Annotated in this window: 25 protein-coding genes, 1 tRNA gene and 2 pseudogenes; 9 read left to right on the forward strand and 19 right to left on the reverse strand. The window is 73.1% G+C overall.

Translation table 11 applies throughout. The features are described from left to right. Positions 1-62: 62 nt before the first annotated feature. The 3 genes from ACWD0J_RS20085 to ACWD0J_RS20095 all read right to left on the reverse strand — a co-directional run bounded on the left by ACWD0J_RS20085 (position 63) and on the right by ACWD0J_RS20095 (position 4,059). Positions 63-884 (reverse strand): YceI family protein, encoded by an 822-nt coding sequence (locus tag ACWD0J_RS20085; RefSeq protein WP_451497156.1) that lies wholly within the window; start codon positions 882-884, stop codon positions 63-65. A gap of 102 nt (positions 885-986) precedes the next feature. Then, entirely contained in the window at positions 987-3,527 is a 2,541-nt protein-coding gene (locus ACWD0J_RS20090) for an MFS transporter (RefSeq protein WP_451497157.1), read from the reverse strand. 13 nt (positions 3,528-3,540) lie between these two features. After that, positions 3,541-4,059, reverse strand: coding sequence for a MarR family winged helix-turn-helix transcriptional regulator (locus ACWD0J_RS20095; RefSeq protein WP_451497158.1), 519 nt, complete (start codon positions 4,057-4,059; stop codon positions 3,541-3,543). A gap of 194 nt (positions 4,060-4,253) precedes the next feature. Here ACWD0J_RS20095 and ACWD0J_RS20100 point away from each other — a divergent pair, with 194 nt between their 5' ends. Further along, positions 4,254-4,451, forward strand: a complete 198-nt coding sequence (locus ACWD0J_RS20100) for a hypothetical protein (protein WP_451497159.1) — start codon at positions 4,254-4,256, stop codon at positions 4,449-4,451. A 754-nt stretch (positions 4,452-5,205) separates the two neighbouring features. Here the strand turns inward: ACWD0J_RS20100 and ACWD0J_RS20105 are convergent. From ACWD0J_RS20105 to ACWD0J_RS20135, 7 genes are all read right to left on the reverse strand, one after another. Further along, positions 5,206-6,087 (reverse strand): RNA polymerase sigma factor SigF, encoded by an 882-nt coding sequence (locus ACWD0J_RS20105; RefSeq protein ID WP_451497160.1) that lies wholly within the window; start codon positions 6,085-6,087, stop codon positions 5,206-5,208. A 420-nt stretch (positions 6,088-6,507) separates the two neighbouring features. Beyond that, the gene (locus ACWD0J_RS20110) at positions 6,508-7,350 is read right to left on the reverse strand and encodes an RNA polymerase sigma factor SigF (RefSeq protein WP_451497207.1); all 843 of its coding nucleotides are present in this window, start codon (positions 7,348-7,350) and stop codon (positions 6,508-6,510) included. 195 nt (positions 7,351-7,545) lie between these two features. Next, entirely contained in the window at positions 7,546-7,722 is a 177-nt protein-coding gene (locus tag ACWD0J_RS20115; RefSeq protein WP_451497161.1) for a hypothetical protein, read from the reverse strand. Positions 7,723-7,807: 85 nt separating this feature from the next. Further along, positions 7,808-7,892 (reverse strand) — tRNA-Ser (locus ACWD0J_RS20120). A 75-nt stretch (positions 7,893-7,967) separates the two neighbouring features. Beyond that, positions 7,968-8,399, reverse strand: coding sequence for a tRNA adenosine(34) deaminase TadA (tadA, locus tag ACWD0J_RS20125; protein ID WP_451497162.1), 432 nt, complete (start codon positions 8,397-8,399; stop codon positions 7,968-7,970). Between the two features lie 56 nt (positions 8,400-8,455). After that, positions 8,456-8,998 carry a tRNA adenosine deaminase-associated protein gene (locus ACWD0J_RS20130; RefSeq protein WP_451497163.1) on the reverse strand — a complete coding sequence of 181 codons (543 nt, stop codon included), beginning with the start codon at positions 8,996-8,998 and terminating at the stop codon, positions 8,456-8,458. A 333-nt stretch (positions 8,999-9,331) separates the two neighbouring features. Next, positions 9,332-9,607 (reverse strand): hypothetical protein, encoded by a 276-nt coding sequence (locus tag ACWD0J_RS20135; RefSeq protein WP_451497164.1) that lies wholly within the window; start codon positions 9,605-9,607, stop codon positions 9,332-9,334. A 142-nt stretch (positions 9,608-9,749) separates the two neighbouring features. On the opposite strand from ACWD0J_RS20135, the gene upp reads away from it, so the two are divergent. Beyond that, positions 9,750-10,385, forward strand: a complete 636-nt coding sequence (gene upp, locus ACWD0J_RS20140; RefSeq protein WP_451497165.1) for a uracil phosphoribosyltransferase — start codon at positions 9,750-9,752, stop codon at positions 10,383-10,385. A gap of 24 nt (positions 10,386-10,409) precedes the next feature. Here upp and ACWD0J_RS20145 read toward each other — a convergent pair whose 3' ends face one another. Both ACWD0J_RS20145 and ACWD0J_RS20150 read right to left on the reverse strand, forming a co-directional pair. After that, entirely contained in the window at positions 10,410-11,054 is a 645-nt protein-coding gene (locus ACWD0J_RS20145) for a LytR C-terminal domain-containing protein (RefSeq protein ID WP_451497166.1), read from the reverse strand. A 127-nt stretch (positions 11,055-11,181) separates the two neighbouring features. Then, positions 11,182-11,478: a type II toxin-antitoxin system VapB family antitoxin gene (locus ACWD0J_RS20150; RefSeq protein ID WP_003999914.1), complete on the reverse strand. Its 297-nt coding sequence runs from the start codon at positions 11,476-11,478 to the stop codon at positions 11,182-11,184. 225 nt (positions 11,479-11,703) lie between these two features. Between ACWD0J_RS20150 and ACWD0J_RS20155 the strand changes: the two are divergent. Further along, a pseudogene (locus ACWD0J_RS20155) lies at positions 11,704-12,215 on the forward strand (helicase HerA-like domain-containing protein); the annotation flags it as partial. 21 nt (positions 12,216-12,236) lie between these two features. Here the strand turns inward: ACWD0J_RS20155 and ACWD0J_RS20160 are convergent. The 5 genes and pseudogenes from ACWD0J_RS20160 to ACWD0J_RS20180 all read right to left on the reverse strand — a co-directional run bounded on the left by ACWD0J_RS20160 (position 12,237) and on the right by ACWD0J_RS20180 (position 15,120). Then, positions 12,237-12,362, reverse strand: coding sequence for a hypothetical protein (locus tag ACWD0J_RS20160; protein WP_451497167.1), 126 nt, complete (start codon positions 12,360-12,362; stop codon positions 12,237-12,239). Positions 12,363-12,431: 69 nt separating this feature from the next. After that, positions 12,432-12,923, reverse strand: a complete 492-nt coding sequence (locus ACWD0J_RS20165) for a hypothetical protein (protein WP_451497168.1) — start codon at positions 12,921-12,923, stop codon at positions 12,432-12,434. Positions 12,924-13,001: 78 nt separating this feature from the next. Continuing rightward, positions 13,002-13,697: an HdeD family acid-resistance protein gene (locus tag ACWD0J_RS20170; protein ID WP_451497169.1), complete on the reverse strand. Its 696-nt coding sequence runs from the start codon at positions 13,695-13,697 to the stop codon at positions 13,002-13,004. Positions 13,698-13,752: 55 nt separating this feature from the next. After that, positions 13,753-14,355 (reverse strand): HhH-GPD-type base excision DNA repair protein, encoded by a 603-nt coding sequence (locus ACWD0J_RS20175; RefSeq protein ID WP_451497170.1) that lies wholly within the window; start codon positions 14,353-14,355, stop codon positions 13,753-13,755. A gap of 42 nt (positions 14,356-14,397) precedes the next feature. After that, positions 14,398-15,120: pseudogene (locus ACWD0J_RS20180) on the reverse strand (siderophore-interacting protein). An 81-nt stretch (positions 15,121-15,201) separates the two neighbouring features. Here ACWD0J_RS20180 and ACWD0J_RS20185 point away from each other — a divergent pair. The 5 genes from ACWD0J_RS20185 (at position 15,202) to ACWD0J_RS20205 (ending at position 21,362) form a co-directional block, all read left to right on the forward strand. Beyond that, positions 15,202-17,337, forward strand: a complete 2,136-nt coding sequence (locus tag ACWD0J_RS20185; protein ID WP_451497171.1) for a penicillin acylase family protein — start codon at positions 15,202-15,204, stop codon at positions 17,335-17,337. Next, positions 17,330-17,941 carry a GNAT family N-acetyltransferase gene (locus ACWD0J_RS20190; protein WP_451497172.1) on the forward strand — a complete coding sequence of 204 codons (612 nt, stop codon included), beginning with the start codon at positions 17,330-17,332 and terminating at the stop codon, positions 17,939-17,941. Before ACWD0J_RS20185 ends, ACWD0J_RS20190 begins: the two co-directional genes overlap by 8 nt. Continuing rightward, positions 17,938-18,411: a cupin domain-containing protein gene (locus ACWD0J_RS20195; RefSeq protein WP_451497173.1), complete on the forward strand. Its 474-nt coding sequence runs from the start codon at positions 17,938-17,940 to the stop codon at positions 18,409-18,411. The genes ACWD0J_RS20190 and ACWD0J_RS20195 overlap by 4 nt, the downstream gene beginning before the upstream one ends. Further along, entirely contained in the window at positions 18,408-19,169 is a 762-nt protein-coding gene (locus ACWD0J_RS20200) for an SDR family NAD(P)-dependent oxidoreductase (protein WP_451497174.1), read from the forward strand. Before ACWD0J_RS20195 ends, ACWD0J_RS20200 begins: the two co-directional genes overlap by 4 nt. A 120-nt stretch (positions 19,170-19,289) precedes the next feature. After that, a complete protein-coding gene (locus ACWD0J_RS20205) occupies positions 19,290-21,362 on the forward strand; it encodes a copper resistance CopC/CopD family protein (RefSeq protein ID WP_451497208.1) in 2,073 nt (690 codons plus the stop codon). On the opposite strand, the gene ACWD0J_RS20210 is transcribed toward ACWD0J_RS20205, so the two are convergent. Further along, positions 21,359-22,213 carry a DUF72 domain-containing protein gene (locus ACWD0J_RS20210; protein ID WP_451497175.1) on the reverse strand — a complete coding sequence of 285 codons (855 nt, stop codon included), beginning with the start codon at positions 22,211-22,213 and terminating at the stop codon, positions 21,359-21,361. The two genes, ACWD0J_RS20205 and ACWD0J_RS20210, sit on opposite strands and share 4 nt — an antisense overlap. A gap of 166 nt (positions 22,214-22,379) precedes the next feature. Further along, the gene (locus tag ACWD0J_RS20215; protein ID WP_451497176.1) at positions 22,380-22,670 is read right to left on the reverse strand and encodes a zinc-ribbon domain-containing protein; all 291 of its coding nucleotides are present in this window, start codon (positions 22,668-22,670) and stop codon (positions 22,380-22,382) included. Between the two features lie 253 nt (positions 22,671-22,923). On the opposite strand from ACWD0J_RS20215, the gene ACWD0J_RS20220 reads away from it, so the two are divergent. Continuing rightward, entirely contained in the window at positions 22,924-23,529 is a 606-nt protein-coding gene (locus tag ACWD0J_RS20220; RefSeq protein ID WP_451497177.1) for a DUF5994 family protein, read from the forward strand. Positions 23,530-23,571: the final 42 nt, after the last annotated feature.

Here is a 23,571-nt window from a genome sequence, read left to right on the forward strand (position 1 = left end):
CGGCAGCGGCCGGGCGCGCCGGCCTGCGCGGGCAGGTGCGCGGCAGCGGACGGCCGATGTTTTCAGGCCTGCGGCAGGGCGTCTCCCTGGACCGTTTGGATGTCCAGTTCCACCTTCAGTGTCGTCCCGATGGCGGCGATGCCGGCCTGGACGACCTGGTTGTAGTTCATGGCGAAGTCCTCGCGGTGCAGTTCCGCCGTCGCCCGGAACGCGGCCCGGGTGCCGCCCCAGGGGTCGGAACCGGTGCCGAGGTAGGCCAGGCTCAGGTCGACCGGGCGGACGACGCCGTGCAGCGTCAGCTCGCCGTGCACGGTCCAGCGGTCCGAACCGGCCGCCGTCAGCCCGGTCGAGCGGTAGGTGATCTCCGGGAACCGCTCGACGTCCAGGAAGTCCGCCGACCTCAGGTGGGTGTCGCGCATGCCGTTGCCGGTGTCGATGGACGCGGCCCGGATGACCGCCTCCACACGGGACTTGGTCACGTCGTCCGGGGCGATCTCGACGGAGCCCGCGAACTCCGTGAACCGGCCGTGCACGCTGGAGATCCCCAGGTGCTGGGCGACGGCGGCCACGCTGGAGTGCGCCGGGTCGACCGTCCAGGGCCCGGGCGGCGGCAGCTCGGTGCCGCCCTGCCGGGCCAGCGTCACGGTGCCGACCTCGGCCCGCCCGCTCGCCGTGACGAGCGCGCCGACGGCGGCGGGCGCGTATCCGACGGCCGTGACGATGACGGTGTACGCCCCCGGAGCCAGCGGGTTCACGTCCCGCACCACCCCCTCGGTGTCGGCCTCGGCGCGCAGCACCTGCGAGCCGGTCATGTCGGTCACCGTCACGACCGCGTGCGACACGGCCCATCCGTCCCGCGTACGGATCCTCGCGGTCAGTCCCATCCCGTTCTCTCCCTGCGAAAGCCTTGCGAACTGGTCATCACGCGACCGGCCCGCGACGGGCACGCCTCCGCTCGGAGCGTGCCCGTCAGGGGCCGGGTTCACCTACTCGTCGGGGTGGGTGAGGGTGATGTCGTGGCCGTCGACGCCCTGGCCGGTGACGGTCAGCGCGGTGGCCACCGGCGGGTAGCCCGTCGCGATGACGGTGTACTCGCCGCTGTCGAGGTCGGTGAACGCGTACGCCCCGTCCACGCCCGTGGTGGCGGTGCCGACCACGTTGCCGGCCGCGTCCACCAGAGTGACGCGGGCATCGGCCAGCGGGCCGTGCGGCGCCTTCACGACGCCCTGGAGCTGGGCCCCGGCGTCCAGGTCGACCTCGAGCCGGGTCACGCCGGTGCCGCCGACCTCGACGGGCAGGGCCCGCGGCCGGTACCCGGCGGCGTTGACGGCGACGGTCACCGCACCGGGGACGAGCTCGGCGAAGGAGAACTCGCCCCGCTCACCGGTGGTGCCGGTGGCCAGCAGATCCCCGCGTACATCGGTGACGATCACCATCGCGTCCTTGACCGCGTCCCCGCTCTGGGCGGCGCGCACCAGGCCGGTCAGGCCGCTGGTGCCGCTCAGGAGGATGTCGTACGCCACCGGCTCGCCGTGGACGACGACGGTGGACGCCTGGGGCTGGAACCCGTCCGCCGACGCGATCAGCACGTAGGAGCCCGCTCCCGGCGCGTCGAGCGCGTAGGAACCGTCGTCCTGCGCGACCGACCGCCCCAGCTGCCGTCCCGCCAGCGAGATCAGCGTCACCGCGGCCCGCGCCACCGGCGCCGACTCCGCACCCCGCACGAACCCACGCACCGGCACTCCGCCGGAGACGCCCGTGGACTCCTCGGGGCGGGCGGCCGTGGCGACGGCCGCGAGCCGCTGCGTGCCCTCGGGACCGGTCTCGGCCGTGGAGGCGGCGACGGCCCAGCTCGGGACGTGCTCCCCGGCGGGAGCCTGCGCCGCGTCGGCGGCCGGAGCGGCGGCCTGCGCCGGGGTCTCCGGAGAGGCGGCCTGGGCCAGTGCGCCCTTCGTCCGCAGCGGGACCTCCTTGATGAACAGCGTGATGAGGAAGGCGACCAGGGCGAGGGCCGCCGCGATCAGGAAGACGTCGGCGATGCCGTGGCCGTACGCGCTCTCCATGACCGTGCGCAGCGGCACGGGCAGCTTGTCCATGTCCGGGATGGAGTCACCGGAGCTCGAACCCGACGCGAGAGAGGCGTACTTGGGGTCCAGGCCGGCGATGCCGTCCTCGGCGTAGCCGGTGATGCGGTGGGCCATGACCGCGCCGAGCGCCGAGACGCCCATCGCACCGCCGAGGGACCGGAAGAAGGTGACCGTGGAGCTGGCCGCGCCGAGGTCCTTCGGGTCGACCTGGTTCTGCGTGGACAGCACCAGGTTCTGCATCATCATGCCGATGCCGAGACCCATCAGCGCCATGAAGACCGCGGTCTTCCAGTACTCCGTGTCGTAGCGGATGGTGCCCAGCAGGCCGAGGCCCGCCGTGATGAGCACGCCGCCGCCGACCAGCCAGGCCTTCCACCTGCCGGTGCGGGTGATGAACTGCCCGGAGACGGTGGAGGAGACGAACAGGCCGCCGATCATCGGGATCGTCATGACGCCGGACATGGTCGGGGACTTGTCCCGGGCCAGCTGGAAGTACTGGGCGAAGAACACCGTGCCGGAGAACATCGCGACGCCCACGAACATCGAGGCGATCGACGACAGGGTGATGGTGCGGTTGCGGAACAGCCGCAGCGGGATGATCGGTTCCTTGGCCTTCGACTCGACGAGCACGAAGACCAGGCCGAGCACGACCGAGCCCGCGACCATCGCGTACGTCTGCCAGGACAGCCAGTCGTACTTGTCCCCCGCGAAGGTGACCCAGACCAGCAGCAGCGAGACCGCCGCCGAGATGAAGAACGCGCCGGCCCAGTCGACCTTCACGTCCCGCTTCACGACCGGCAGGTGCAGGGTCTTCTGCAGCACGATCAGCGCGATGACCGCGAAGGGCACGCCGACGTAGAAGCACCAGCGCCAGCCGAGCCAGCTGGTGTCGGTGATGACACCGCCGAGCAGCGGACCGCCGACGGTGGCGACGGCGAAGGTCGCGCCCAGGTAGCCGGAGTACCGCCCGCGCTCACGCGGGGAGATCATCGCGGCCATCACGATCTGCGCGAGGGCGGACAGACCGCCGACGCCGATGCCCTGCACGACACGGCAGGCGATCAGCATCCCGGCGTTCTGCGACAGACCGGCGGCAGCCGAGCCCAGCACATAGACGACGAGGGCCAGCTGGACGAGCGCCTTCTTGTCGTAGAGGTCGGCGAGCTTGCCCCACAGGGGAGTCGTCGCGGTCATCGACAGCAGGGTGGCGGTGACGACCCAGGTGTAGGCGGACTGGCCGCCGCCGAGGTCGCCGATGATCTCCGGGAGGGCGTTCGAGACGATCGTGGACGACAGGATCGCCACGAACATCCCGAGCAGCAGCCCGGAGAGCGCCTCCATGATCTGCCGGTGCGTCATCGGCGCGCCGTCGGAGGAACCCGGGGAGCCCCCTCCGTGCCTGGCGTGGGCCCGCACACCGGTCGGTGTGGTCGTTGCCATGGGTGTCCTTCTCTTACGTGGTGGTCGCGGGTGTACGGGTGGACCGGTCCGTGGACCGGTCGAGCACGGGCTCGGTGGGCGGCCGGGGCTCCGGATGCGCGGTACGGCAGTCGTCGAAGCTCGACCTGAGCCGTGCCATGAGGCGGGTGAGCTGTCCGACCTCGTCGTCGGTCCAGTCGCTCAGCCGGTCGGCGAGCATCCGGCAGGTCCGCCGGGACAGCTCGTCCAGCCGGTCGCGGCCCGTGGGCGTCAGGCGCAGGATGCGCGAGCGCTTGTCCGCCGGGTCGGGGGAGCGTTCGATCCAGCCGCGCTCGGCGACGTGCGCGACATGGCGGCTGGTGACCGACATGTCCACGGCGAGCAGCTCGGCGAGCTTGCTCATGCGCATGTCTCCGTGGCGGTCGAGGAGCGTCAGCACGGCGGCGGATCCGCTGGGGCAGTCGGACGGCATGACGCGTCCCATCTCCCTGCGTACGGCGCCGAAGGCGCTGAACTGACGGATCAGCTCCTCGTACTGCGCCTGCTCGGCCATCACACCTCCCGTGTTCGTTGCTTAGGGCAACCATAAAATCAGTTGGTTGTTACAGGCAAACGAGAGAGGCCTCATGCGGACAAAAACTTGGCAAAGGCAAGTATTGCGAACGTAAACGCGCAGGTAAGGGGATGTGGTGAGGAATCGAGGCTTCCACTTGGGCCCCACCCGCGGATTCGCTAGGGTCTCGGGGCATGGCTAACACCCCGGGCCCCCAGGGCCACCAGGACCCCGCCGGCAGCACCCAGATGTTCCGCGCGTTCGTCGACGAGGCCCCCCAGGGCCGTCAGCAGCAGGCCGCCACCTCCGGCGGTCCCCGCCTGGGCCTGATCATCGGCGTGATCGTCGCGGTGGCGATCGTCGCCGCCGTGGCCTGGCTCGCGCTGAAGTGACCACCTCCGGCTGAAGCCGCCACCCGCACCGGACGGCCACGTCCCGCGTCTCCCCCGGTGAAGGCGCGCGGGTGGACGGGGCAGCCCGCTGTCCGGCGTAGCGCTGCCCGGCGTACCGCTCCCGGGGGCGAGCCGCCCGCGTCGGTCGACGGATGTACGGGGCGTGCCCGTCGGCGGCTTCCCGCCGCGCGGCTCCGCCGTCATGCCCCGTCGACACCGCCGACGGACCCGAGGGGCCGTCTCGGGGGACCCGTACCCGAGGGGCCGGGGCGGATCGCCCGCCGGGCCCCGCGCCACCCACCACCGCCGGCCGCTCGGACTGCCACCCGTCTCGTCCTGTCCTGTCCGGGAAGCGGTTCCACACGCTGACAGGCCTGGCCGGGCAGGCTGCCCCGCACGGTGAACTCCTGCCCGCCGTCGCCTGCGCCCGTCCCGTCGCCGGTGAGCTGGCGCAGCACCGTCTCACGTGGGTACCGCGACCGCATCGCCATCGGCACGGCCACCACGGTCCGCGACCCCCTGCGCGACCCCCTGCGAGGCCCGCGTTCAGCGGCCCGTGCGGCCCGCCGAGACGGACGACGGCCGCCGACGCGCCGATCAAGGCGCCCCGACGGCCATGTGTCCACGTCGCTGTGGCTCACAGCGTCGCGCCGGGACGGCTGACGCTGCTTCAGGAAATCGCTGCCTCAGGAAGGAAGACCCGGGCCGGAGTCGGCCGGGGCCCACGTCCGGGTTCCCGGTCGTCCGGTCGTCCTCAGTCCGAGATGAGACCCTCCCGCAGCTGCGACAGTGTCCGCGTCAGCAGCCGGGAGACGTGCATCTGGGAGATGCCGACCTCCTCGCCGATCTGTGACTGGGTCATGTTGGCGAAGAAGCGCAGCATGATGATCTGCCGCTCCCGGGGCGGGAGTTTGGCCAGCAGGGGCTTCAGGGACTCGCGGTACTCGACGCCCTCCAGCGCGGTGTCCTCGTAGCCGAGGCGGTCCGCGAGGGAGCCCTCGCCGCCGTCGTCCTCGGGAGCCGGGGAGTCAAGGGACGAGGCCGTGTACGCGTTGCCGACCGCGAGGCCGTCGACGACGTCCTCCTCGGACACCCCGAGCACCGTGGCGAGTTCGGCGACCGTCGGCGAGCGGTCCAGCTTCTGGGAGAGATCGTCGCTGGCCTTGGTGAGGGCGAGCCGCAACTCCTGGAGGCGGCGCGGGACGCGCACCGACCAGGAGGTGTCCCGGAAGAACCGCTTGATCTCGCCGACCACCGTCGGCATCGCGAACGTCGGGAATTCCACGCCCCGTTCGCAGTCGAAACGGTCGATCGCCTTGATCAGGCCGATGGTGCCGACCTGGACGATGTCCTCCATCGGCTCGTTGCGCGAGCGGAAGCGCGCGGCCGCGTAGCGGACCAGCGGGAGGTTGAGCTCGATGAGGGTGTCCCGGACGTAACCACGCTCGGGGCTGTTCTCGTCGAGTGCGGCGAGCCGCAGGAAAAGGGAGCGGGACAGGGTGCGGGTGTCGAGAGCTCCCGAGGTCGGGAGGGCCGGGGCCGGCGCGGCCTCGACGGCCGTAACGTCGTCGAGCGCGGGCGCGGGCTCGCTCTTCGTGAGCATGAGCACCTTCGAGCTGCCCTGGACTGCGGACATGCCACCCCCTTTGGGTCGCGAGGACGGTCGCGGCAAACGCTCCCACTTCAGGAGCGCAGCCTTCACCTGAATACCGGAGCCGGAGCTCCGGCAAACGCGCTTCCCGCAGAATGTCACATGTCGGCAACACGCTGTAGTGACATGTCGACATGTGAGACGTGAATACGCCCTGGAAGAAGGGGGTCTGACGGTTTTTCGGCACAGAACCTGCGGGATCGGCGCTGGTGAGCGATTCGCTCGCACCGGTGACATGTCGATACCGCATTCGGTTCCGCGTCGACCGGTGCTGTTCTTATGCCTCGCTCACGTCGTGCTTACGCCTTGCCCGCGCCCTGACATAGAACCGGCTTACGGGCTGGCTTACGAGTTGGCTCAGGGCCTGGCTTCCGCCCCGGCTTACGGCCTGGCTTCCGGTCTGCCTTACGCCTCGATCCGGTTCGCGGAGCGCAGCCGCTGGAAGCTGCGCGCGAGCAGCCGCGAGACGTGCATCTGGGATACGCCGAGTTCCGCGCTGATCTGTGACTGGGTGAGATTGCTGTAGTAACGCAGCAGCAGAATGCGCTGCTCCCGTTCCGGCAGCTGGACCAGCAGATGCCGGACCAGGTCGCGGTGCTCCACGCCGTCCAGCGCCGGGTCCTCGTAGCCGAGCCGGTCCAGCAGCCCCGGCATGCCGTCGCCCTCCTGCGCGGCCTCCAGCGAGGTGGCGTGGTACGACCGCCCGGCCTCGATGCAGGACAGCACCTCCTCCTCGGAGATGCGCAGCCGCTCGGCGATCTCGGCGGTCGTCGGCGTGCGTCCGAAGGCGGTCGTCAGGTCCTCGGTCGCGCTGTTCACCTGCACCCACAGCTCGTGCAGCCGACGCGGTACGTGGACCGTGCGGACGTTGTCCCGGAAGTACCGCTTGATCTCGCCGACCACCGTCGGCATGGCGAACGTCGGGAACTGCACGCCCCGCTCCGGGTCGAAGCGGTCGATGGCGTTGATGAGCCCGATCGTGCCGACCTGGATGACGTCCTCCATCGGCTCGTTGCGGGAGCGGAAACGGGCGGCCGCGTAGCGCACGAGCGGAAGGTTGGCCTCGATGAGCGCCCCGCGCACCCGGTCGTGCTCCGGAGTGCCCGGCTGCAGGTCCTTGAGCTGGCCGAAGAGCACCTGAGTCAGGGCCCGGGTGTCGGCACCGCGGCTCCGTTGGGGTGCGGCTGCCGCCGGGGGCTGGGCGGGAGCCTCTTCCTGGGGCGGCGCAGTACTGGCCGACACGGTCAACGCCACCTCTTCATCGGTCTTCAGCGGTCAACTCATCCATCAAAAGCGGTCATAGCATCACAAGACATGTGCACTGTGTGCAAGCACCGCATAACCCCGTGTTGAGGGAAGAGATGTTCGGAATTCGGGCGAACTCCGTCACAAGACGCGAGAAAGCCCCCGCCGTTGCGGCGGAGGGCTTGGATGTACGAGGGCTCAGTTCGCTCCGTCGGCGACCCACGACATGAAGTCGCCGATGGCCTGCGCGGCGTCCGAGATGCCTTCGAACGCTATCTGGACGTAGTCCGCGGCCTTCGCCGGATCGGTGATGATCACGTAGAGCGTGAAGACCACGAGCACGTAGACGGCGATCTTCTTCGACTGCACCGCCATCGCGGCCTCCCCTGTCGCTGATATGGCCCAACGAGCGGCCATGATCGCACGAAGGGCCCCGTCTGACGACGGGGCCCTTCAGAAGCGGTAGCGGAGGGATTTGAACCCTCGGTGACTTGCGCCACACTCGCTTTCGAGGCGAGCTCCTTCGGCCGCTCGGACACGCTACCGAGAGAGACCTTACATCACGGCGGGGCGTGGTTTGAAATCCGTTTCCCGGTCCCGCGAGGGGCGCGAGCCGGGCTTCAACGGGTGCGGAAGAAGTCGGTGAGGAGCCGGGCGCACTCCTCGGCGAGCACGCCCTCGATCACCTCGGGCCGGTGGTTGAGGCGCCGGTCGCGGACGACGTCCCACAGGGAGCCGGCCGCGCCCGCCTTCTCGTCCCGGGCGCCGTAGACCACGCGGTCCACGCGGGACTGCACGAGGGCTCCCGCGCACATCGTGCACGGCTCCAGCGTCACGACCAGCGTGCAGCCGGACAGCCGCCACTGTCCCCACTCGGCGGCGCCCCGCCGCAGCGCGAGGACCTCCGCGTGGGCCGTGGGATCGCCGGTGGCCTCGCGTTCGTTGTGCCCGGCCGCGAGCACGGTCGTACCGTCCGGGGACAGCAGGACGGCACCGACGGGGACGTCCCCGTCGCGGCCGGCCCGCTCGGCCTCGGCCAGGGCGAGCCGCATCGCGGCCCGCCACGGCTCGCGGACCGGATCCGGCGGTCCCTGGCGGGGCTGACCGGTCAGCGGACGGTCTCCAGGGTCTCCGAGGCGCCGAGCGCCTCGGCGATCTCGGTGACCGCGTCCGTGGACAGCGCCTTCAGTTCCTTCTCGGCGACGCCGAGATCGTCGAGGATCCCGGTGTCGCCGACCGGGCCGTGCGGCACGGCCTCGGCGGAGCCGCCGCCGCCCTCGGTGGCGTCGTCCCCGTCCTCGTCCTCACCGTCCTCGGTCCCGTCGAGGTCGAGGGAGTCCAGGTCGGCGACGTCGTCGTCACCGCCCGGATCCCGGCCGAGCAGCTCGTCGGTGAGCAGGATCTCCCCGTACGAACTGCGAGCGGCGGCGGCGGCGTCCGAGACGTAGATACGCGGGTCCTCCTCGCCGTCGAAGCGGACGACGCCGAACCAGGCGTCCTCCTGCTCGATGAGCACCAGCACCGTGTCGTCCTCGGACGAGGCCTCACGGGCCAGGTCGGCCAGATCCGACAGGGTTTCCACATCGTCGAGCTCTTTGTCGCTCGCTTCCCACCCGTCTTCGGTGCGCGCGAGCAGTGCGGCGAAGTACACCGTGACTCTCCCACTGGTCCTAGGCGTGCCGGTTGGGGGTCCCCCCGGCGGAGGTTGCGGGCGGGGAGAGCTGTGCTCCGAGCCCCACCCACTCGGAATCGTGGCAGAAACACGGCGCTCAGGGGACGTCTTCGGCTCCCTGTGTGTCCGGCCGCCGTCGATCTCGTGGCAGCCGAGGGTCCGTCGAGGTCTCACCAGCGCACTCGTTGCCGCCAACAGCGGATCGTACGCGGCTTTTCCGGGCGGTCACGCACGGCCACCCGGACAACCGCCGCGCGCCCCGCGATCTTTTCCCCGCCGCCCTCTCGGCGTGTCCCGGCGCTCACCGGGTCCTCACCAGCGGAACGTCCGCATACGCATCGCGTGCCGCAGCCGGGCGGTCTTCACACGGCGGGGCTGGACACGGTCGCGCAGTTGGCGGGCCTCGGCGAGTTCGCGCAGGAACTGGGCGCGGCGCCGTCGGCGCTCGGCGTCGGTCTCCGGCCCGTCCGGCCGCCGCGGCAGGCCCGGTATCTCCGGTACGCCCGCGGCGGAGGCCGTCTCCGGCCGTTCGTGTGTGCCCGGCCGCGTGCGCGGCGACGCGTTCTTGCGGTTCTGCCGGTCAGACATGCGTTCACCACCCCAGTCTTTCCTCTCCCGACTTCCCCCGGACGGCCGGTTTGACGCCCCCGGGCGGATGCCGGGCGGGGCCGGTGTCCGCTCCGTCCGTCCGGGGACGCCGGGCTCCACGGGCCCGGTTACTGTTGTGGACATGCGTCTCCACGTCGTCGACCACCCCCTGGTCGCCCACAAGCTCACCGCGCTGCGCGACCGGCGCACCGACTCCGCGACCTTCCGCCGTCTCGCCGACGAGCTGGTCACCCTGCTCGCCTACGAGGCCACGCGCGACGTGCGCACCGAACAGGTCGACATCACGACGCCGGTCGCCCCGACCACGGGCGTGAAGCTGTCCCACCCGCGCCCGCTGGTGGTGCCGATCCTGCGCGCCGGCCTCGGCATGCTCGACGGCATGATGCGGCTGCTGCCGACCGCCGAGGTGGGCTTCCTCGGCATGATCCGGGACGAGGAGACGCTCCAGCCGGCCACGTACGCCACCCGTATGCCGGAAGACCTGTCCGGCCGTCAGGTGTACGTGCTCGACCCCATGCTCGCCACCGGCGGCACGCTGGTCGCGGCGATCCGGGAGCTGATCAAGCGCGGCGCCGACGACGTCACCGCGGTGGTGCTGCTGGCCGCCCCCGAGGGCGTGGAGATCATGGAGCGCGAGCTCGCCGGAACCCCGGTCACCGTGGTCACGGCGGCGGTCGACGACCACCTCAACGAGCACGGCTACATCGTCCCCGGCCTGGGCGACGCCGGGGACCGGCTGTACGGGGTGGCCGAGTAGGCCGCAGCGCCTGCGACGGACCTCTCAGCAGGTCTTCTTCGATGTGGTGGACGCCGGTTCCGGCCGGGCCAGTGCGGCCAGGGCCTTGTCGGCGTCCGCCTTCGGCGTGAGGCTCTTGAAGCCGGTGCCGATGACCAGGTCGAGGTCGCTGCCCTTGCGGGCGGCGTCGGTGCCGCGCTCGGCCGAGGCGAGCTGGGTGGCCAGCACGGGCAGCGAGGTCTTCAGCGAGGACGCGGGACCGATCAGCAGGCCGGTGCCCTTGACCTTCTTGTCGTGCTCCTTGGCCGCGTTGCCCACTTCGCCGATCCTGAAGCCGCGCTTCTTCAGCTCGTCCGCGGTCTTCTTGGCGAGGCCGCTGCGGGGCGTGGCGTTGAGGACGTTGACGGTGATCTGAGCGGGCCTGGGCGGAGCCGCGGCCGTACCGCCGGGCGAGGGGCTCGCCTTCGTTGCGCAGTTCGTCCTGGCGCCGGCCGCCGAGGCCTTCCTGCCGCCGCCGCTGAAGACGTCGATGAGCTGGACAGTGCCCCAGCCGATCAGGCCGAGCGCGGCCGCCGAGGCCACCAGCCCGAACACGAGCCTGCCGCGTCGCCGGGGCCGGCGCATCCGGGGGTACTTGTCTCCCGTGATCCGGTACTTGCCGCCCATGCCGGGGGGAGTCAGCATGCTCATGGGCGCAGCGTAGTGCGCCTGGGCGATGATGCCTACTAGATGATCATTGGACGCCGCGCAGTCCAACCCGAAAGGGCCAACGCCGAAAGGGCCGGCCGGGAACGTGCGGGTGCGCCGGTGCCGGGTCTCAGTCGAGTTCGAGCACGCGCGCGTGCAGCACCTGGCGCTGCTGGAGGGCCGCCCGGACCGCGCGGTGCAGGCCGTCCTCCAGGTACAGGTCGCCCTGCCACTTCACGACGTGCGCGAAGAGATCGCCGTAGAAGGTGGAGTCCTCGGCGAGCAGGGTTTCCAGGTCGAGCTGGCCCTTGGTCGTCACGAGCTGATCGAGGCGGACCGGGCGCGGCGCGACGTCCGCCCACTGCCGGGTGCTTTCCCGGCCGTGGTCGGGGTACGGCCGGCCGTTTCCGATGCGCTTGAAGATCACACGGAAAGCCTACCGGTCCTGACGTTCCGGGCGCAGCCATGGCGACGGAGTGTGAGGCTGGAAAAGACGTCGTAAAGCGGGGCGAAACGGGAACAGGGGCCTGGCGTGAGCGACGCGGAGACCGTGCCCGGGGCATTCTCCGGAGCCATGTCCCCGGCCGCCCCCGGTGCAGCCGCCGCGGCGCGGGGCAGCGCCCGGGCCCTGGCCGGGCCGGCCCCTGGAAGTGGCCGCCGGGTGCGCCTCGCGCCCGGCGGCCGGGAGCCCCTCCGGGCCACCGTGCGGACCTTCCCCGGCTCGGCGTACGACCTGGAGGAGCCGCTCACCGGGCTCGGGACGGGGGAGGCCGTGGTCGCCGTCCTGAGCGAGAGGGGCGCCCGACGCCCGACGCCGTTCGCCGCGACCCGGCTGCGGGCCCCGAGTCCCTGATGGCCCGGTCGGGCCGACGGCACTGGACCCGGCGGTCGGCGTCCCCGCCCCTGCGGGCGTTACGCACAGGCTGTGGACCGGGAGTCGGCGTACGAGAGGCTGGACGCCGCGCGGGGGGCCACGGGCCCCGACGAGCTGCGGCGGAGGAAGCCGGAGGGGGCGGGAGAGGGCGTGCGAGGCTTGGGGGAGCCCTCCGTCGTCGACAACAGGTCGTCGGCAGCGGCGTGTTCGCGTCCCTGGCCCGCTCGGTCGGCAGGCAGGCCGGCCGCGAGTTCACCCGCTCGGCGTCCGGGACGGCCCGGCGGAGGCGGGGCACCGCCTCCGCCGACCGGTCAGCGGCGGCCCCGTTCCTTCGGGGGTCGCTGCGGTTTCGCTTCCTTCACGTGCGGTTTCGGTGTGCTGCGTGCGGCCTCCGCGCGCAGCAGCGCGCGCAGGACCGCGTACGGGTCAACGGGCATGTTCGTGTCCTTGCGTCGTGCTGGGAGACGTCCGGCCAAGGCCGGCCGAGGGGCCGTGGGCCGATTCCGTCAGCAGCGCAGGACCACGGTCCGCAGGGCGCGCAGGGCGTACGGCGGCCTCGGGGGCGCGGGGAGCGGGCGGCTCTCCGGGACGCCGGGCGCCGGGCCGGTCAGGGGCGCGGGGCGCAGGGGTACGGCCGGGCGGTGGGCGCCGCGGGCCGGTGGCCGCAGGACCGTGTCCAGGGCGTCGTACTCGACGAGTTCCGCCGCGGCCACCGGTGTCGCGGACACCTCGGCGGGGGAGCCCGGCACCAGCAGGGCGAGCAGCAGCACGAGCAGCCGCGGCCAGGCGCGGTGGCGCGGGAGGCGGGGGCCGGTCCGGCGGAGCGTGCCGGGGACGCGGGGGCCGGCGTCCCCCTCCGCCGTGTCGCCGGCCGCCGGCTCCGCCCTGCCCGGCCGTGCCCGCGGTAAGGGTTCCCGGACCCCGCTCACCCGCGGCGACGAGGTGCCGCCGATGTCCTGCGGCCTGACCCGCCGGACAGGCCCTCGTGCGGTGTTCATGGCAGGTCATCTCCCCGCGACACGCCGGGCGGTCAGCACGCCGGGGGCGAGAACCGCCCGTTCGGCGGACGGCACGCCTCACACGGCGTGGGCGACCTGCCGGGCCCGGTCCCGGATGCGGAGCGCGGTGACGATCTCGACCGCGCCGACGACGACCAGCCAGCTGCCGCCGACCAGGGTGAGGACGGCGACGGACTCGAAGGGCGCGTCGATGAGCACGACACCGCCGACGAAGGTGACGATCCCGAGGAGGACCTGCCAGCCGCGCGCGGGCATCGACCGGTCGGAGAGGGCGGCCAGGCTCTGGGTGATCCCGCGGATCAGCCAGCCGATGCCGATCCAGAGGGCGAGCAGCAGGATCGACTGCATGGGGCGGCGGAAGCAGAACAGGCCCAGCAGCAGGGACAGGGCGCCGCTGACGAAGGCGAGGACGCGCAGCGAGGTGGTCCGGTGGGTGCCGAAGGCGGCGATGAGCTGGAAGACCCCGCTGATCACCAGATAGACGCCGAAGAGCACACCGGCCGCGACCAGGGAGGCGCCCGGCCACACCAGGACCAGGACGCCGAGCACCAGTGACGCGGCACCGGTGACCAGGACGACCTGCCATGCGGCGCGGGAGAGGGCGTGCAGGGGGCCCTCGAAGGGCGGTTCGGGCTCGTGGCCGTTCGGGTGGGCGGTCGCGGGGTGGCCGGCCACGGCGTGGGCGGTGCGGGCGTGGACCTTGCGGTCGTCGTAAGCCGGGCCCGTGGTGGCGCCGGTCGGTGGCTCGGTCATGGTCCATGCTGGGACCGGGCCGGGACCCGACGCCATCCGGGGCGGGCCACCCGGCTTACTTCTCGGCGGCCTTGGCCGCCTTGGCCGCCTTGGCTTCGGCCTTCATCTCCTGCTTGTGGGCGCGCACCTTGGTCAGCGACTCGGGTCCGGTGATGTCGGCGACGGACCGGAAGGACTCCGGTTCGCCGTAGGCGCCCGCCGCCTCGCGCCAGCCCGTCGGCCGCACGCCGAGCTGCTTGCCGAGCAGGGCGAGGAAGATCTGGGCCTTCTGCCTGCCGAAGCCGGGCAGCTCCTGCAACCGCCTCAGCAGCTCGCGTCCGTCGGCCACGCCCTTCCAGACCAGCTCGGCGTTCCCGTCGTAGTGCTCGACGAGGTACTGGCACAGCTGCTGGACGCGCTGGGCCATCGACCCCGGGTAGCGGTGCACGGCCGGCTTCTCCGACAGCAGCGCGGCGAAGGCCTCCGGGTCCTGCGCGGCGATCTCACGCGCGTCCAGGTCGTCGGCGCCGAGACGGTCGGCGATGGTGCGGGGTCCCTTGAACGCCCACTCCATCGGAACCTGCTGGTCGAGCAGCATGCCGACCAGCGCGGCGAGCGGGGAGCGCCCGAGCAGCTCGTCGGCCTCGGGGTCCTGGGCGAGGTGAAGAGTGACGTCCATGCCCTCGATCATGCCGTCTGCGGCGGCGGGTCGCTCCCCAGGTCACGGCCGCCGGTACCCCAGCGCGTGCATCCGCTGCTTCGGCGGTCCCAGTTCCGCGCGGACGTACGACGACCGGGTCCGGGTCGTCGTCGTGTCGCGGGCGATCCAGGCGTACGGCTGCGGGGTGGTCCCGAGCAAGGCGGGCGGGCCGACCTCACCTCGGCGGCCAGGCGGTCGCCGGCGGCCTGCCGGGGCACCCTGCGGGCCTCGTGGTGGGCCGGGTCGGTGCGCAGGGGCAGGGCGGTGTCATCGGGGGCGCTCTCGGACCAGACGGTCGCCGGGACGGAGTCCAGGACGCCGAGCAGGGAGTCGAGCGCGGGCAGCGAGGCCGGGTCGCCGAGCGCGAAGACGTGCGTGGGCTCGGGCCGGGGCCGCTCGAAGCCCGTCCCGCGCACGGTCGCCTCGATCGTGTCCCCCGGCTTCCGGGCCCGCGCCCAGTCGCCTGCGCACCCCTCGTGCAGGGCGAACTCCAGGCTGAGGGTGCCGGCCGCGGGATCCGGGCCGGCCAGGGTGCAGGCGCGCTGGTGCGGTCGGCCGGCGTTGCCGAACCAGAGCCGGACCCCCATCGTCGGGTGGACGCCGGTCGCGGCCGGCATGCCGCCGTCGGTGAGGTGGACGCGCCGGTAGCTCGCTGACGTCCTCCGTGCCCGTCACGGTGAACGCGAAGTCCCCCGCACGCCGCAGTCCGAGGACCGCGCCCTCCCAGCCGTGCCCCTGCCCCAGCGCGTCCTCACCCTTCGCGTACGATTCCCCCACACCGGACTAGTTAGGCAAACCTAACCTTCACGTGGGAAGGGGCACTGGGTGATCACCGAGATCTACCGCGACGCCTGGGGGATACCCCACCTCCGCGCGGGCAGCGCGACAGAGCTCGCCCGTGCCCAGGGCCGGGTGACGGCCCGCGACCGGGCCTGGCAGCTGGAGGTCGAACGGCACCGCGCCCAGGGCACCTCGGCCGCCTTCCTCGGCCCCGGGGCCCTCGCCTGGGACAGATGCGCGAGACGGGCCCGCCTCGACGACACGGCCAGACGCTGCTTCGCCGCCCTGGAGAGACGGGACCCGGAGACGGCCGACTGGGTCCGGGCGTACACCGACGGCGTCAACGAGGGGTTGCGGAGCACGGCCGCTCCGGAGTTCGCCCGGGCGGGTCTCGCCCCCGGCCGCTGGGAGCCCTGGACCCCGCTCGGCGTGTGGCTCGCCACCCACATCCTCTTCGCCGGCTTCCCGGCCAAGCTCTGGCGCGAGCAGGTCGTCCGCCACCTCGGCCCCGACGCCGTCCGCCTCTTCGCCACCGACGGGCCCGGCACCTCCGGCAGCAACGGCTGGCTGGTGAGCGCGGAGCGGACCACGACCGGGCACGCCGTCATCGCGGGCGACCCGCACCGCTTCATCGAGGACCCCGGCGTCTACCAGCAGATCCGCCTGTCCTGCCCCGAGTTCGACGTGGTCGGCCTCGCCGTCCCGGGCGTCCCCGGCATCGCCCACTTCGGCCACACCGGGACGGTCGCCTGGGCCATCACCAACGCCATGGCCGACTACCAGGACCTCTACCGGGAGCGGCTGCGGCGCACCGGCGCCGGTGTCGAGGCCCTCGGCCCGGACGGGGTCTGGCGCCGGGCCGTCCGGCACACCGAGACCGTCGAGGTGGCGGGCGAGGAGCCGGTCGAGGTCGAGGTGATCGAGACCGAGCGGGGGCCGGTGATCATCGGCGGGCCCGAGGGGATCCCGGAGGGCCCGGACGACGGCCTCCTGGGCGACGGCCTCCTCGACGACACGGACACGCCGCCGGTCGCCGTCAGCCTCCGCTACCCGCCCCGCGTCACCGGGGACCTCGGCTTCAGCGCCCTCCTCCCGCTGCTGCGGGCCCGCCGGGTCGCCGACGTGGACCGCGCCCTCGACGCGTGGGCCGAACCCGTGAACGTCGTCCAGGCCGCCGACACCGAGGGCGGCCTGCTGCACCGGGTCGCGGGCCGGGTGCCGCTGCGCTGCGACGCCAACCGCACCCGGCTGGTGCCCGCCTGGGAGCCCGGCCACGAGTGGGAGGGCTGGCACGAGATGCCCCGCGCCGGGCTGACCGACGGCATCGCCGTGATGGCCAACCAGCGCGGCCCCGCCACCCCGCTCGGCGTCGAGTTCGCCCCGCCGCACCGCGCCGACCGCATCACCGCCCTGCTGACGGAGAAGGACCGCTGGTCGCCCGCCGACCTGCCGGTGATCCACATGGACACCCGGCTCGGCTCCGCCGAACCGCTGCTGGACCACCTGGCGGCGCTGGACGGGCTGACCCCCGAGGCCGCCCGGGTCCGGGACACCCTGCTGCGCTGGGACCGCCGCATGGACGCCGGCAGCACCGACGCGGCGCTGTTCGCGGCGGTGCGCGGTGCCGTCGTACGGCGGCTCGCGGCGCACCCGGTGTTCGCCGCGCTGACGACCCCGCCCGCCTACCCGGAGGTCTTCCTGCCCTGGCTCCACCTCGTCCCGCGCATCGGCTTCGCCCTCGAACACCTGCTGCGCGCCGACGAGCTGTACGGGATCGACCGGGCGGAGGCCGTGCGGGCGGCCGTCGAGGAGGTGGCCGCCGAACCGCCGGCCGCGCGCTGGGGCGACACCCACCGCCTCGCCCCCTGGCGGGCGTTCACCGGCACGCCCTTCGACGAGGAGCCCGCGGACGGCGAGGAGCCCGGCCTGTCCGGGGACCATGACTGCGTGCTGTGCACCTCCGCCGTGCCCGGCTGGACGGACCGCAGCGCGCGCGGCCCGGCCGCCCGCTACGTGTGGGACCTGGCCCGCCGCGAGGACAGCCTGTGGGTGGTGCCCTTCGGCGCGTCCGGCGTGCCCGGCTCCGCCCACCACCGCGACCAGCTCCCCTTGTGGACCGAGGGGGATCTCGTCCCGGTCGTCACCGACTGGGACCGACTCAAGAAGGAGACCGATGTCTGACGCGTACGCCCCCACCCGCGAACCCGTCCACGAGCAGACCGTCGACGGCTTCGGCACCGTCCGCGTGCTGCCCCTCGACGCGCACGCCGACGCCGGGACCGTGCACGCGTGGGTGAGCGAGGAGCGGGCGTCCTTCTGGGGCATGAACGGCCTGACGCAGGACCAGGTGGCCGACGTCTACGCCCACCTCGCCACCCTGGACACGCACCACGCCTACCTGGTGCTGAAGGACGACGAACCGGTCGCCCTCCTGCAGACCTACGAGCCGGCGGCCGACCGTGTCAGCGAGTGCTACCCGGTACGGCCCGGCGACATCGGCATCCACCTGTTGCTGGCCCCCGCGGGGCGGGACGGTGCCCGCCCCGGCTGGTCGGCGGCGCTGCTCACCGTCGTCACGTCGTACGCGCTGGTGGGGCTGGACCGCGGCCGCATCGTGGTCGACCCGGACGTGCGCAACGAGAAGGCCGTCGCACGGTTCCTGAAGCAGGGCTTCACCGCGGGCCCGGTGGTCGTCCTGCCGGAGATCGACCTCCCGGACGTGTACCTGCCCGAGAAGCACGCCCAACTCGCCTTCCTCGACCGGGAGGTAGCCTTCCCGGCGTGACCCCAGACGACCTCGTCGCCCACTACGGCCTGGAACCCATCCCCCGCGAGGGCGGGCTGTTCCGACGTACCTGGGCGGGACCGCAGGGGCCGGACGGCCGCCCCCAGGGCTCGGCGATCGTCGCCCTGCTGACCTCGGACGACTTCTCGGCCCTGCACCGCCTGCCGCACGACGAGATCTGGCACTTCTACCGGGGCGACCCGCTGGACCTCCTGCTCCTCGCCCCGGACGGCACCTCCCGTACCGCCGTCCTGGGCCCGGACGTCCTCGGCGGCCAGCACCCGCAGCTGACCGTCCCCGCCGGCACCTGGATGGGCGGCCGGGTCGCGGCCGGCGGCGCGTGGACCTTCTTCGGCTGCACGATGGCGCCCGGGTTCACCTACGCGGACTACGAGCACGGCGACGCGGCGGATTTGGCGGCGCGTTATCCGGCACAGGCGGACCGGATCGCGGGACTGTGCCGTCCATGAGACTCCTCGACGGGCAGGCCGTCCTGGTCACCGGCGCGGGCGGCGGCATCGGGCGGGGCATCGCGCTGCGGTGCGCCGAGGAGGGCGCCGCGGTCGCCGTGCACTGCCGTACGGCGGTGGAGGCGGCGCGGGACGTGGCGGACCGGGTGCGGGAGCGGGGCGGGCGGGCCGTCGTGCTGCGCGCCGACCTCACCGACGAGGACGCGTGCCGGCACCTGGTGCGGGAGGCGGCCGACTGGGCCGGCGGACGGCTGACGGCGCTGGTCAACAACGCGGGCGTGCAGCCGGTGCGGCCCCTGCCCGGGATGACGGCGGCCCAGTGGCGGGCGGTGGTGGACACCAACCTGTCGAGCGTCTTCGCGTGCACCCAGGCGGCGGCGGAGATCATGCGGGCGGGCGGCGGGGGCTCGGTGACCCACATCGCGTCGATCGAGGCGGGCCACCCGGCCCCGGACCACGCCCCCTACTCGGCGTCCAAGGCGGCCGTGGTGGCGCACGCGCGGGCGGCGGCGCAGGAGTACGGGCCCCACGGCATCCGCGTCAACACGGTCTCGCCCGGACTCGTCCACCGGGAAGGGCTGGCGGAGGACTGGCCGCAGGGGGTGCGGCGGTGGCGGGAAGCGGCGCCGCTCGGCCGGCTCGGGCGACCGGAGGACATCGGCGACGCGTGCGTGTTCCTGGCCTCGCCGCTCGCGTCCTGGATCACCGGGCACGACCTGGTCGTGGACGGCGGGGTGTCGGCGCGGCCCACGTGGTGAGCACACGGGCGCTCGCGTCCGTACGTATCCGGAAGGCGGAAGGTCCACAGACGGAGACTCGGCGTGGAGCGTGACGGTGACCTCAGGACCAGGCGACGACACCGGCGATTTCAACAGCTGGTGCTGCTGGGCACCGTGCTGGTCCTGCTCCTCCTCGGCGGCGCGGGAACCGCGTCGGCGCACGCCGCCCTCCGCTCCACCGACCCCGGCGACGGAACCGTCCTCAAGTCCGCCCCCCGTCAGCTCACCCTGACCTTCACCGAGTCCGTCGGCCTGCTCGACGACTCCTTCCGCGTCCTTGGCCCCGGCAACCGGCGGCTGGACCTCGGCGGCGTCCGGCACGCGCCGGACGGTTCCGACACCGTCCGGGCGACCCTGCCCCCGAAGCTCGCCCAGGGCACCTACGTGGTGGCCTGGCGGGTCGTGTCCGCCGACAGCCACCCGGTCTCGGGCGCCTTCACCTTCTCCGTCGGCACACCCTCCCCGACCCCGCCCGCCGTGGACACCGGTCCGGCAGAGGACCCGGCGACCGCCGCCCTGCACAAGATCGCCCGCTATCTCGCGTACCTCGCCGCCGGTCTGCTCCTCGGCACGGCCGTCTTCGTCACGGTGTGCCGTCCGCCGGACCCCGGCCCGCTGCGCCGCCCCCTGTGGACGGGCTGGTGGACCCTGCTCGGGGCCACGGTCGCCCTGCTGGTGCTGCGCGCCCCCTACGAGTCGGGCGCGGGCCCTGCGGCGGCCTTCGACGCCTCCGCCTTCGAACGCACCCTGACGACCCGCCCCGGCGTGGTCCTGCTGATCCGCCTCGCCCTGCTGCCGGTGGTGGCCTTCTTCCTCGTACGCCTGGGGCGGCGGGAGTCCTGGTCCCGCGCCCGGCTCGGCGCCGGAGCCGCGCTCTGCGTCGCCCTGGCGCTGACCTGGGGGGCCGCCGACCACGCGTCCGCCGGGATCCAGGTGCCGGTGGCGATCACGTCGGCCGTGCTGCACGTGCTGGCCATGGCGGTGTGGCTGGGCGGCCTCGCGGCCCTGCTCATCACGCTGTACCGCTCGCCGGCGGTCCCGGCCCGCACGGTCGCCCGCTTCTCCCGGCTCGCCTTCGCCGCCGTGGTCACCCTCGTCGTCACCGGCGTCTACCAGTCCTGGCGCGGCCTCGGCTCCGGGAACGCGCTCACCGACACCCCGTACGGCCGCCTCCTGACCGCCAAACTGGCCGCCGTGATCCTGCTGCTGGCGGCGGCACGGGTGTCGCGGCGGTGGACGGCACGGATGGCGGAGCCGGCACCGACGCCGACGCCGGCGACCGGGGGCGTGGCGATCGCGGGTCCGGCGACCGGGGGTCTGGCGACTGCCGGGGGCGTGTCGACCGAGGGTCCGGCGGACGAGCGGGCCGTGGCGGCGGAGGTCCAGGCCGGGATGGCTGTACGGGAGCGGGTGCCGGAGCGGGTCGGAGGGCCGGCGGGGCCGACGGGGCCGGGCGGGGGCGGGTCGGCCGGGGAACGTCCAGGCGGGGAAGGTCCAGGCGGGGACCGTCCCGGTGGGGAAGAGGTGGTCGAGCGTGAACCGTCGGCCGACGGAGCGTCCGGGGAGGGCCCGGCCGGGGAAGACCGGCCCGGGGACCGGGCGTCCGGGGAACGGCCCGTGTCCGGGGCACGGTCCGTGTCCGCGGAACCCCGTGCCGGTCAGCCGCTCGCCGTGGACCCCGGCCGCCGGCGGCTGCGTCGCTCGGTGCTGGCCGAGGTGGCCGTCGGTGTCGTCGTGCTGGTGATCTCCACGGTGCTCGCCGGCACCCTGCCCGGCCGCGCGGCCGCCGAGGCGGAGCGGTCGGCGCGGACGGCGCAGTCGGGCGGGGTGCAGACCACGTCCGTCACCATGGTCCCCTTCGACGTCGGCACGCCCGGCGGCCAGGGCAGGGCGCAGATCACCCTCATCCCGGGCGCCACCGGCCAGTACGCGGTCGAGGCCGTGGTCTACGGCCCCGACGGCGGCCTGTCCACGGTCCCCGAACTCCGTCTCTCCTTCACGCTCCCCGCGCAGGACGTCGGCCCCATCGACGCCGAACTCACCGACCGGGGCGGCTACTGGGCCGCGGACGCCCTCGACCTGCCCCTGCCCGGCGACTGGATGATGAAGGTGACGGTCCGTGTCTCGGAGATCGACCAGGTCAGCGAGTCGGCGACGGTACGGATCGGCTAGGACGGGTCCCGTGGCGTGAGCAGGCGGGACATGCTCTCGGCGGCGCGTACGGCGGAATCGGCGCAGCAGTTGTTGAACAGGACGTGCACCTCGTCCACCTGCCCGGCGAGGGCGCGCAACCGGGGCGTCCACTCCTGGAGTTCGGCGGTGGAGTAGGCGTGCCGGAACCGGTCCTCCTTGCTGCCGGTTCCCCAGGCGGGGCTGCGGCCGTGGAACCGCACGACCGACAGGCGCGGTGTGGTGACGGGGGTGACGGGCGGTATGGAGGAGGGCAGTTCCGGTGACATGTCGACGGCTACGGCCGTGAAGCCGTGCCGGGCGAGGAGGGCGCGGGTCTCCTCCGGTCCGTCCCGCCACCACCGCGGATCCCGGAACTCCACGGCGACCGGCCACCCGGCCGTCCGTGCCGCGCACTCCTCCAGGAACGCCTCCGATCGCGCTCCCGGCCGGAACCACGGCGGGAACTGGAAGAGCACGGTGCCGAGCCGGCCGGCTGCCCGGAGCGGCTCGATCCCGGCGGTGAACCGCTTCCACACCGTGTCGAGCACCGCCGGGTCCCCGGCGTCGGCGGGCAGCCCGTCCGGCATCACCGCGGCCCGGGTCGGATGCCCGGTGAGCAGCGAGAAGGCCTTCACGTCGAACACGAAGCCGTCCGGCGTCCGCTCCACCCACAGCCGGCTGTTCCGCTCGCCGGGCAGCGCGTAGTAGCTCGCGTCGACCTCGACGACCGGGAAGCGCTCGGCGTAGTACCGCAACCGCCCCTCGGCGTCCCGCCGCCCGGTCGGATACCAGCCGCTGCCGACCAGGGCGCGGTCGGTCCAGGAACACGTGCCCACAAGGACGTTGGTCATGGGTCAGCGGTTACCCGGCCCCCGGGAAGGGACGCCCCGGCCACCGCCGGGCATTCATCCCGGTGATGATCTCCGCGATGGCCGTCGTCTCTAGTCTCGTCACCGCGACTGCGACTGCGACCGCGACCCCGACTGCGGGCCTTCGGGACGGACGGACCGCAAAGCCTCAGGACTGGTACGGCTGTTGCTGCGGCTGTCCGTGCGACGGGGCGCCGGGCCCACCCGAGCTCTGCGCCAGCAGCTGCTCCGCCTGCTCCTTGGTGATCTTCTGCTCCGCCCCGCAGAAGGTGCACTGCGTCGCGTACTTGGTGGAGAACGGGAACAGCGGCACAAAGAACAAGGTGAACTTCGTGACCCGCTTTCTGAGCGTGTGGGCGGAGGGATTCCCGCACTGCGCGCACACCAACGTCAGTATCGCGAGCTGGTAGAGGTACCCCTTGGTGCCAAAGATGATCACGTTGTCGATCCTTTCCGGTCAACGCCTGCCGACAAGGTGCCGGTCGGGCGACGGTACTTGTCGGCGCCGGCCCGTACCACCGAGGGGGCCCGCCCGATGACTGCGGCGACGCGGCACGGTCCGCCGGCCTGTCTGAGGAGTACCCTGAAAAACACCGAGGATATTTCGCGCACCGGCCTCCACGCCCGTGTCGTTTTCGGCGATCGACGACGCCGAGCCGGTCGCGATCGGCCCGGGGCAGGGCATGCGCGTCATGACTGCGATCATTTCCCACCCGCCGACCCTCGAGGACCGGCCCGCCTCCCTCTCCCCGCGGCTCTCCCCGCGGCTCTCCCCGCGGCTCTCTCCGCGCCTGTCGCTGGCCCCCGCCGGTTCAGCACCGGTCCTGCTCGACGGCGCCTGGTGGCCCCGCACCCGCGACCTCACCGCGGAAGTCCCCTCGCTGACGGCCGTACTCGATCCGCTGTGGGGACGGATCACCCGGATCACGGTGAACCCCGTCCAGTGGCCGGAGCCCCCGCGCACGGTGCCCGTCGCCGGGCATGTGGTGAAGATCGGCTGGTTCCTGGCCGAGCAGGACCCGCACGAGCTGCTGCTGCTCTCGTACCGTCTGGGCCGCTGGAACCTCCTGGTGATCCCGCCGCGGACGCCTCCCGAGACGGCCGCCTGGCTGATGGCCGCCGCGAGCGACCCGCTGGGCACGTCGACAGGGAGCCGGCTGATGAAGGAGGCGGAGCGTCCGCGCACGGCGACGGAGGCCACGGCCGTCGTCACCGCCGCCACTCCGGCCGCGACCGCCGCGACGACCGCTCCCGCGACGACCGCTCCCGCGATGCCGGCTCAGCCGAACAGGACGTGAGCGGCATGCCACAACACGTGACCGGTCGCACCTCCCCCCGCA

It is taken from the genome of Streptomyces sp. NPDC003011 (assembly GCF_053591515.1).

Bases quoted from the DNA above. Each gene is read 5' to 3' on its own strand.
- tadA (WP_451497162.1), bottom strand. From the start codon at position 8,399: ATGCGGCTCGCCCTGGCCGAGGCCGAGCGGGCCGGCCGCGACGGGGAC.
- ACWD0J_RS20115 (WP_451497161.1), bottom strand. From the start codon at position 7,722: ATGGCGGTGCAGTCGAAGAAGATCGCCGTCTACGTGCTCGTGGTCTTC.
- ACWD0J_RS20210 (WP_451497175.1), bottom strand. From the start codon at position 22,213: ATGACCAACGTCCTTGTGGGCACGTGTTCCTGGACCGACCGCGCCCTG.
- ACWD0J_RS20090 (WP_451497157.1), bottom strand. From the start codon at position 3,527: ATGGCAACGACCACACCGACCGGTGTGCGGGCCCACGCCAGGCACGGA.
- ACWD0J_RS20100 (WP_451497159.1), top strand. From the start codon at position 4,254: ATGGCTAACACCCCGGGCCCCCAGGGCCACCAGGACCCCGCCGGCAGC.
- ACWD0J_RS20170 (WP_451497169.1), bottom strand. From the start codon at position 13,697: ATGACCGAGCCACCGACCGGCGCCACCACGGGCCCGGCTTACGACGAC.
- ACWD0J_RS20175 (WP_451497170.1), bottom strand. From the start codon at position 14,355: ATGGACGTCACTCTTCACCTCGCCCAGGACCCCGAGGCCGACGAGCTG.
- ACWD0J_RS20160 (WP_451497167.1), bottom strand. From the start codon at position 12,362: ATGCCCGTTGACCCGTACGCGGTCCTGCGCGCGCTGCTGCGCGCGGAG.
- ACWD0J_RS20085 (WP_451497156.1), bottom strand. From the start codon at position 884: ATGGGACTGACCGCGAGGATCCGTACGCGGGACGGATGGGCCGTGTCG.
- ACWD0J_RS20190 (WP_451497172.1), top strand. From the start codon at position 17,330: ATGTCTGACGCGTACGCCCCCACCCGCGAACCCGTCCACGAGCAGACC.
- ACWD0J_RS20095 (WP_451497158.1), bottom strand. From the start codon at position 4,059: ATGGCCGAGCAGGCGCAGTACGAGGAGCTGATCCGTCAGTTCAGCGCC.
- upp (WP_451497165.1), top strand. From the start codon at position 9,750: ATGCGTCTCCACGTCGTCGACCACCCCCTGGTCGCCCACAAGCTCACC.
- ACWD0J_RS20105 (WP_451497160.1), bottom strand. From the start codon at position 6,087: ATGTCCGCAGTCCAGGGCAGCTCGAAGGTGCTCATGCTCACGAAGAGC.
- ACWD0J_RS20165 (WP_451497168.1), bottom strand. From the start codon at position 12,923: ATGAACACCGCACGAGGGCCTGTCCGGCGGGTCAGGCCGCAGGACATC.
- ACWD0J_RS20145 (WP_451497166.1), bottom strand. From the start codon at position 11,054: ATGAGCATGCTGACTCCCCCCGGCATGGGCGGCAAGTACCGGATCACG.
- ACWD0J_RS20200 (WP_451497174.1), top strand. From the start codon at position 18,408: ATGAGACTCCTCGACGGGCAGGCCGTCCTGGTCACCGGCGCGGGCGGC.
- ACWD0J_RS20135 (WP_451497164.1), bottom strand. From the start codon at position 9,607: ATGTCTGACCGGCAGAACCGCAAGAACGCGTCGCCGCGCACGCGGCCG.
- ACWD0J_RS20220 (WP_451497177.1), top strand. From the start codon at position 22,924: ATGACTGCGATCATTTCCCACCCGCCGACCCTCGAGGACCGGCCCGCC.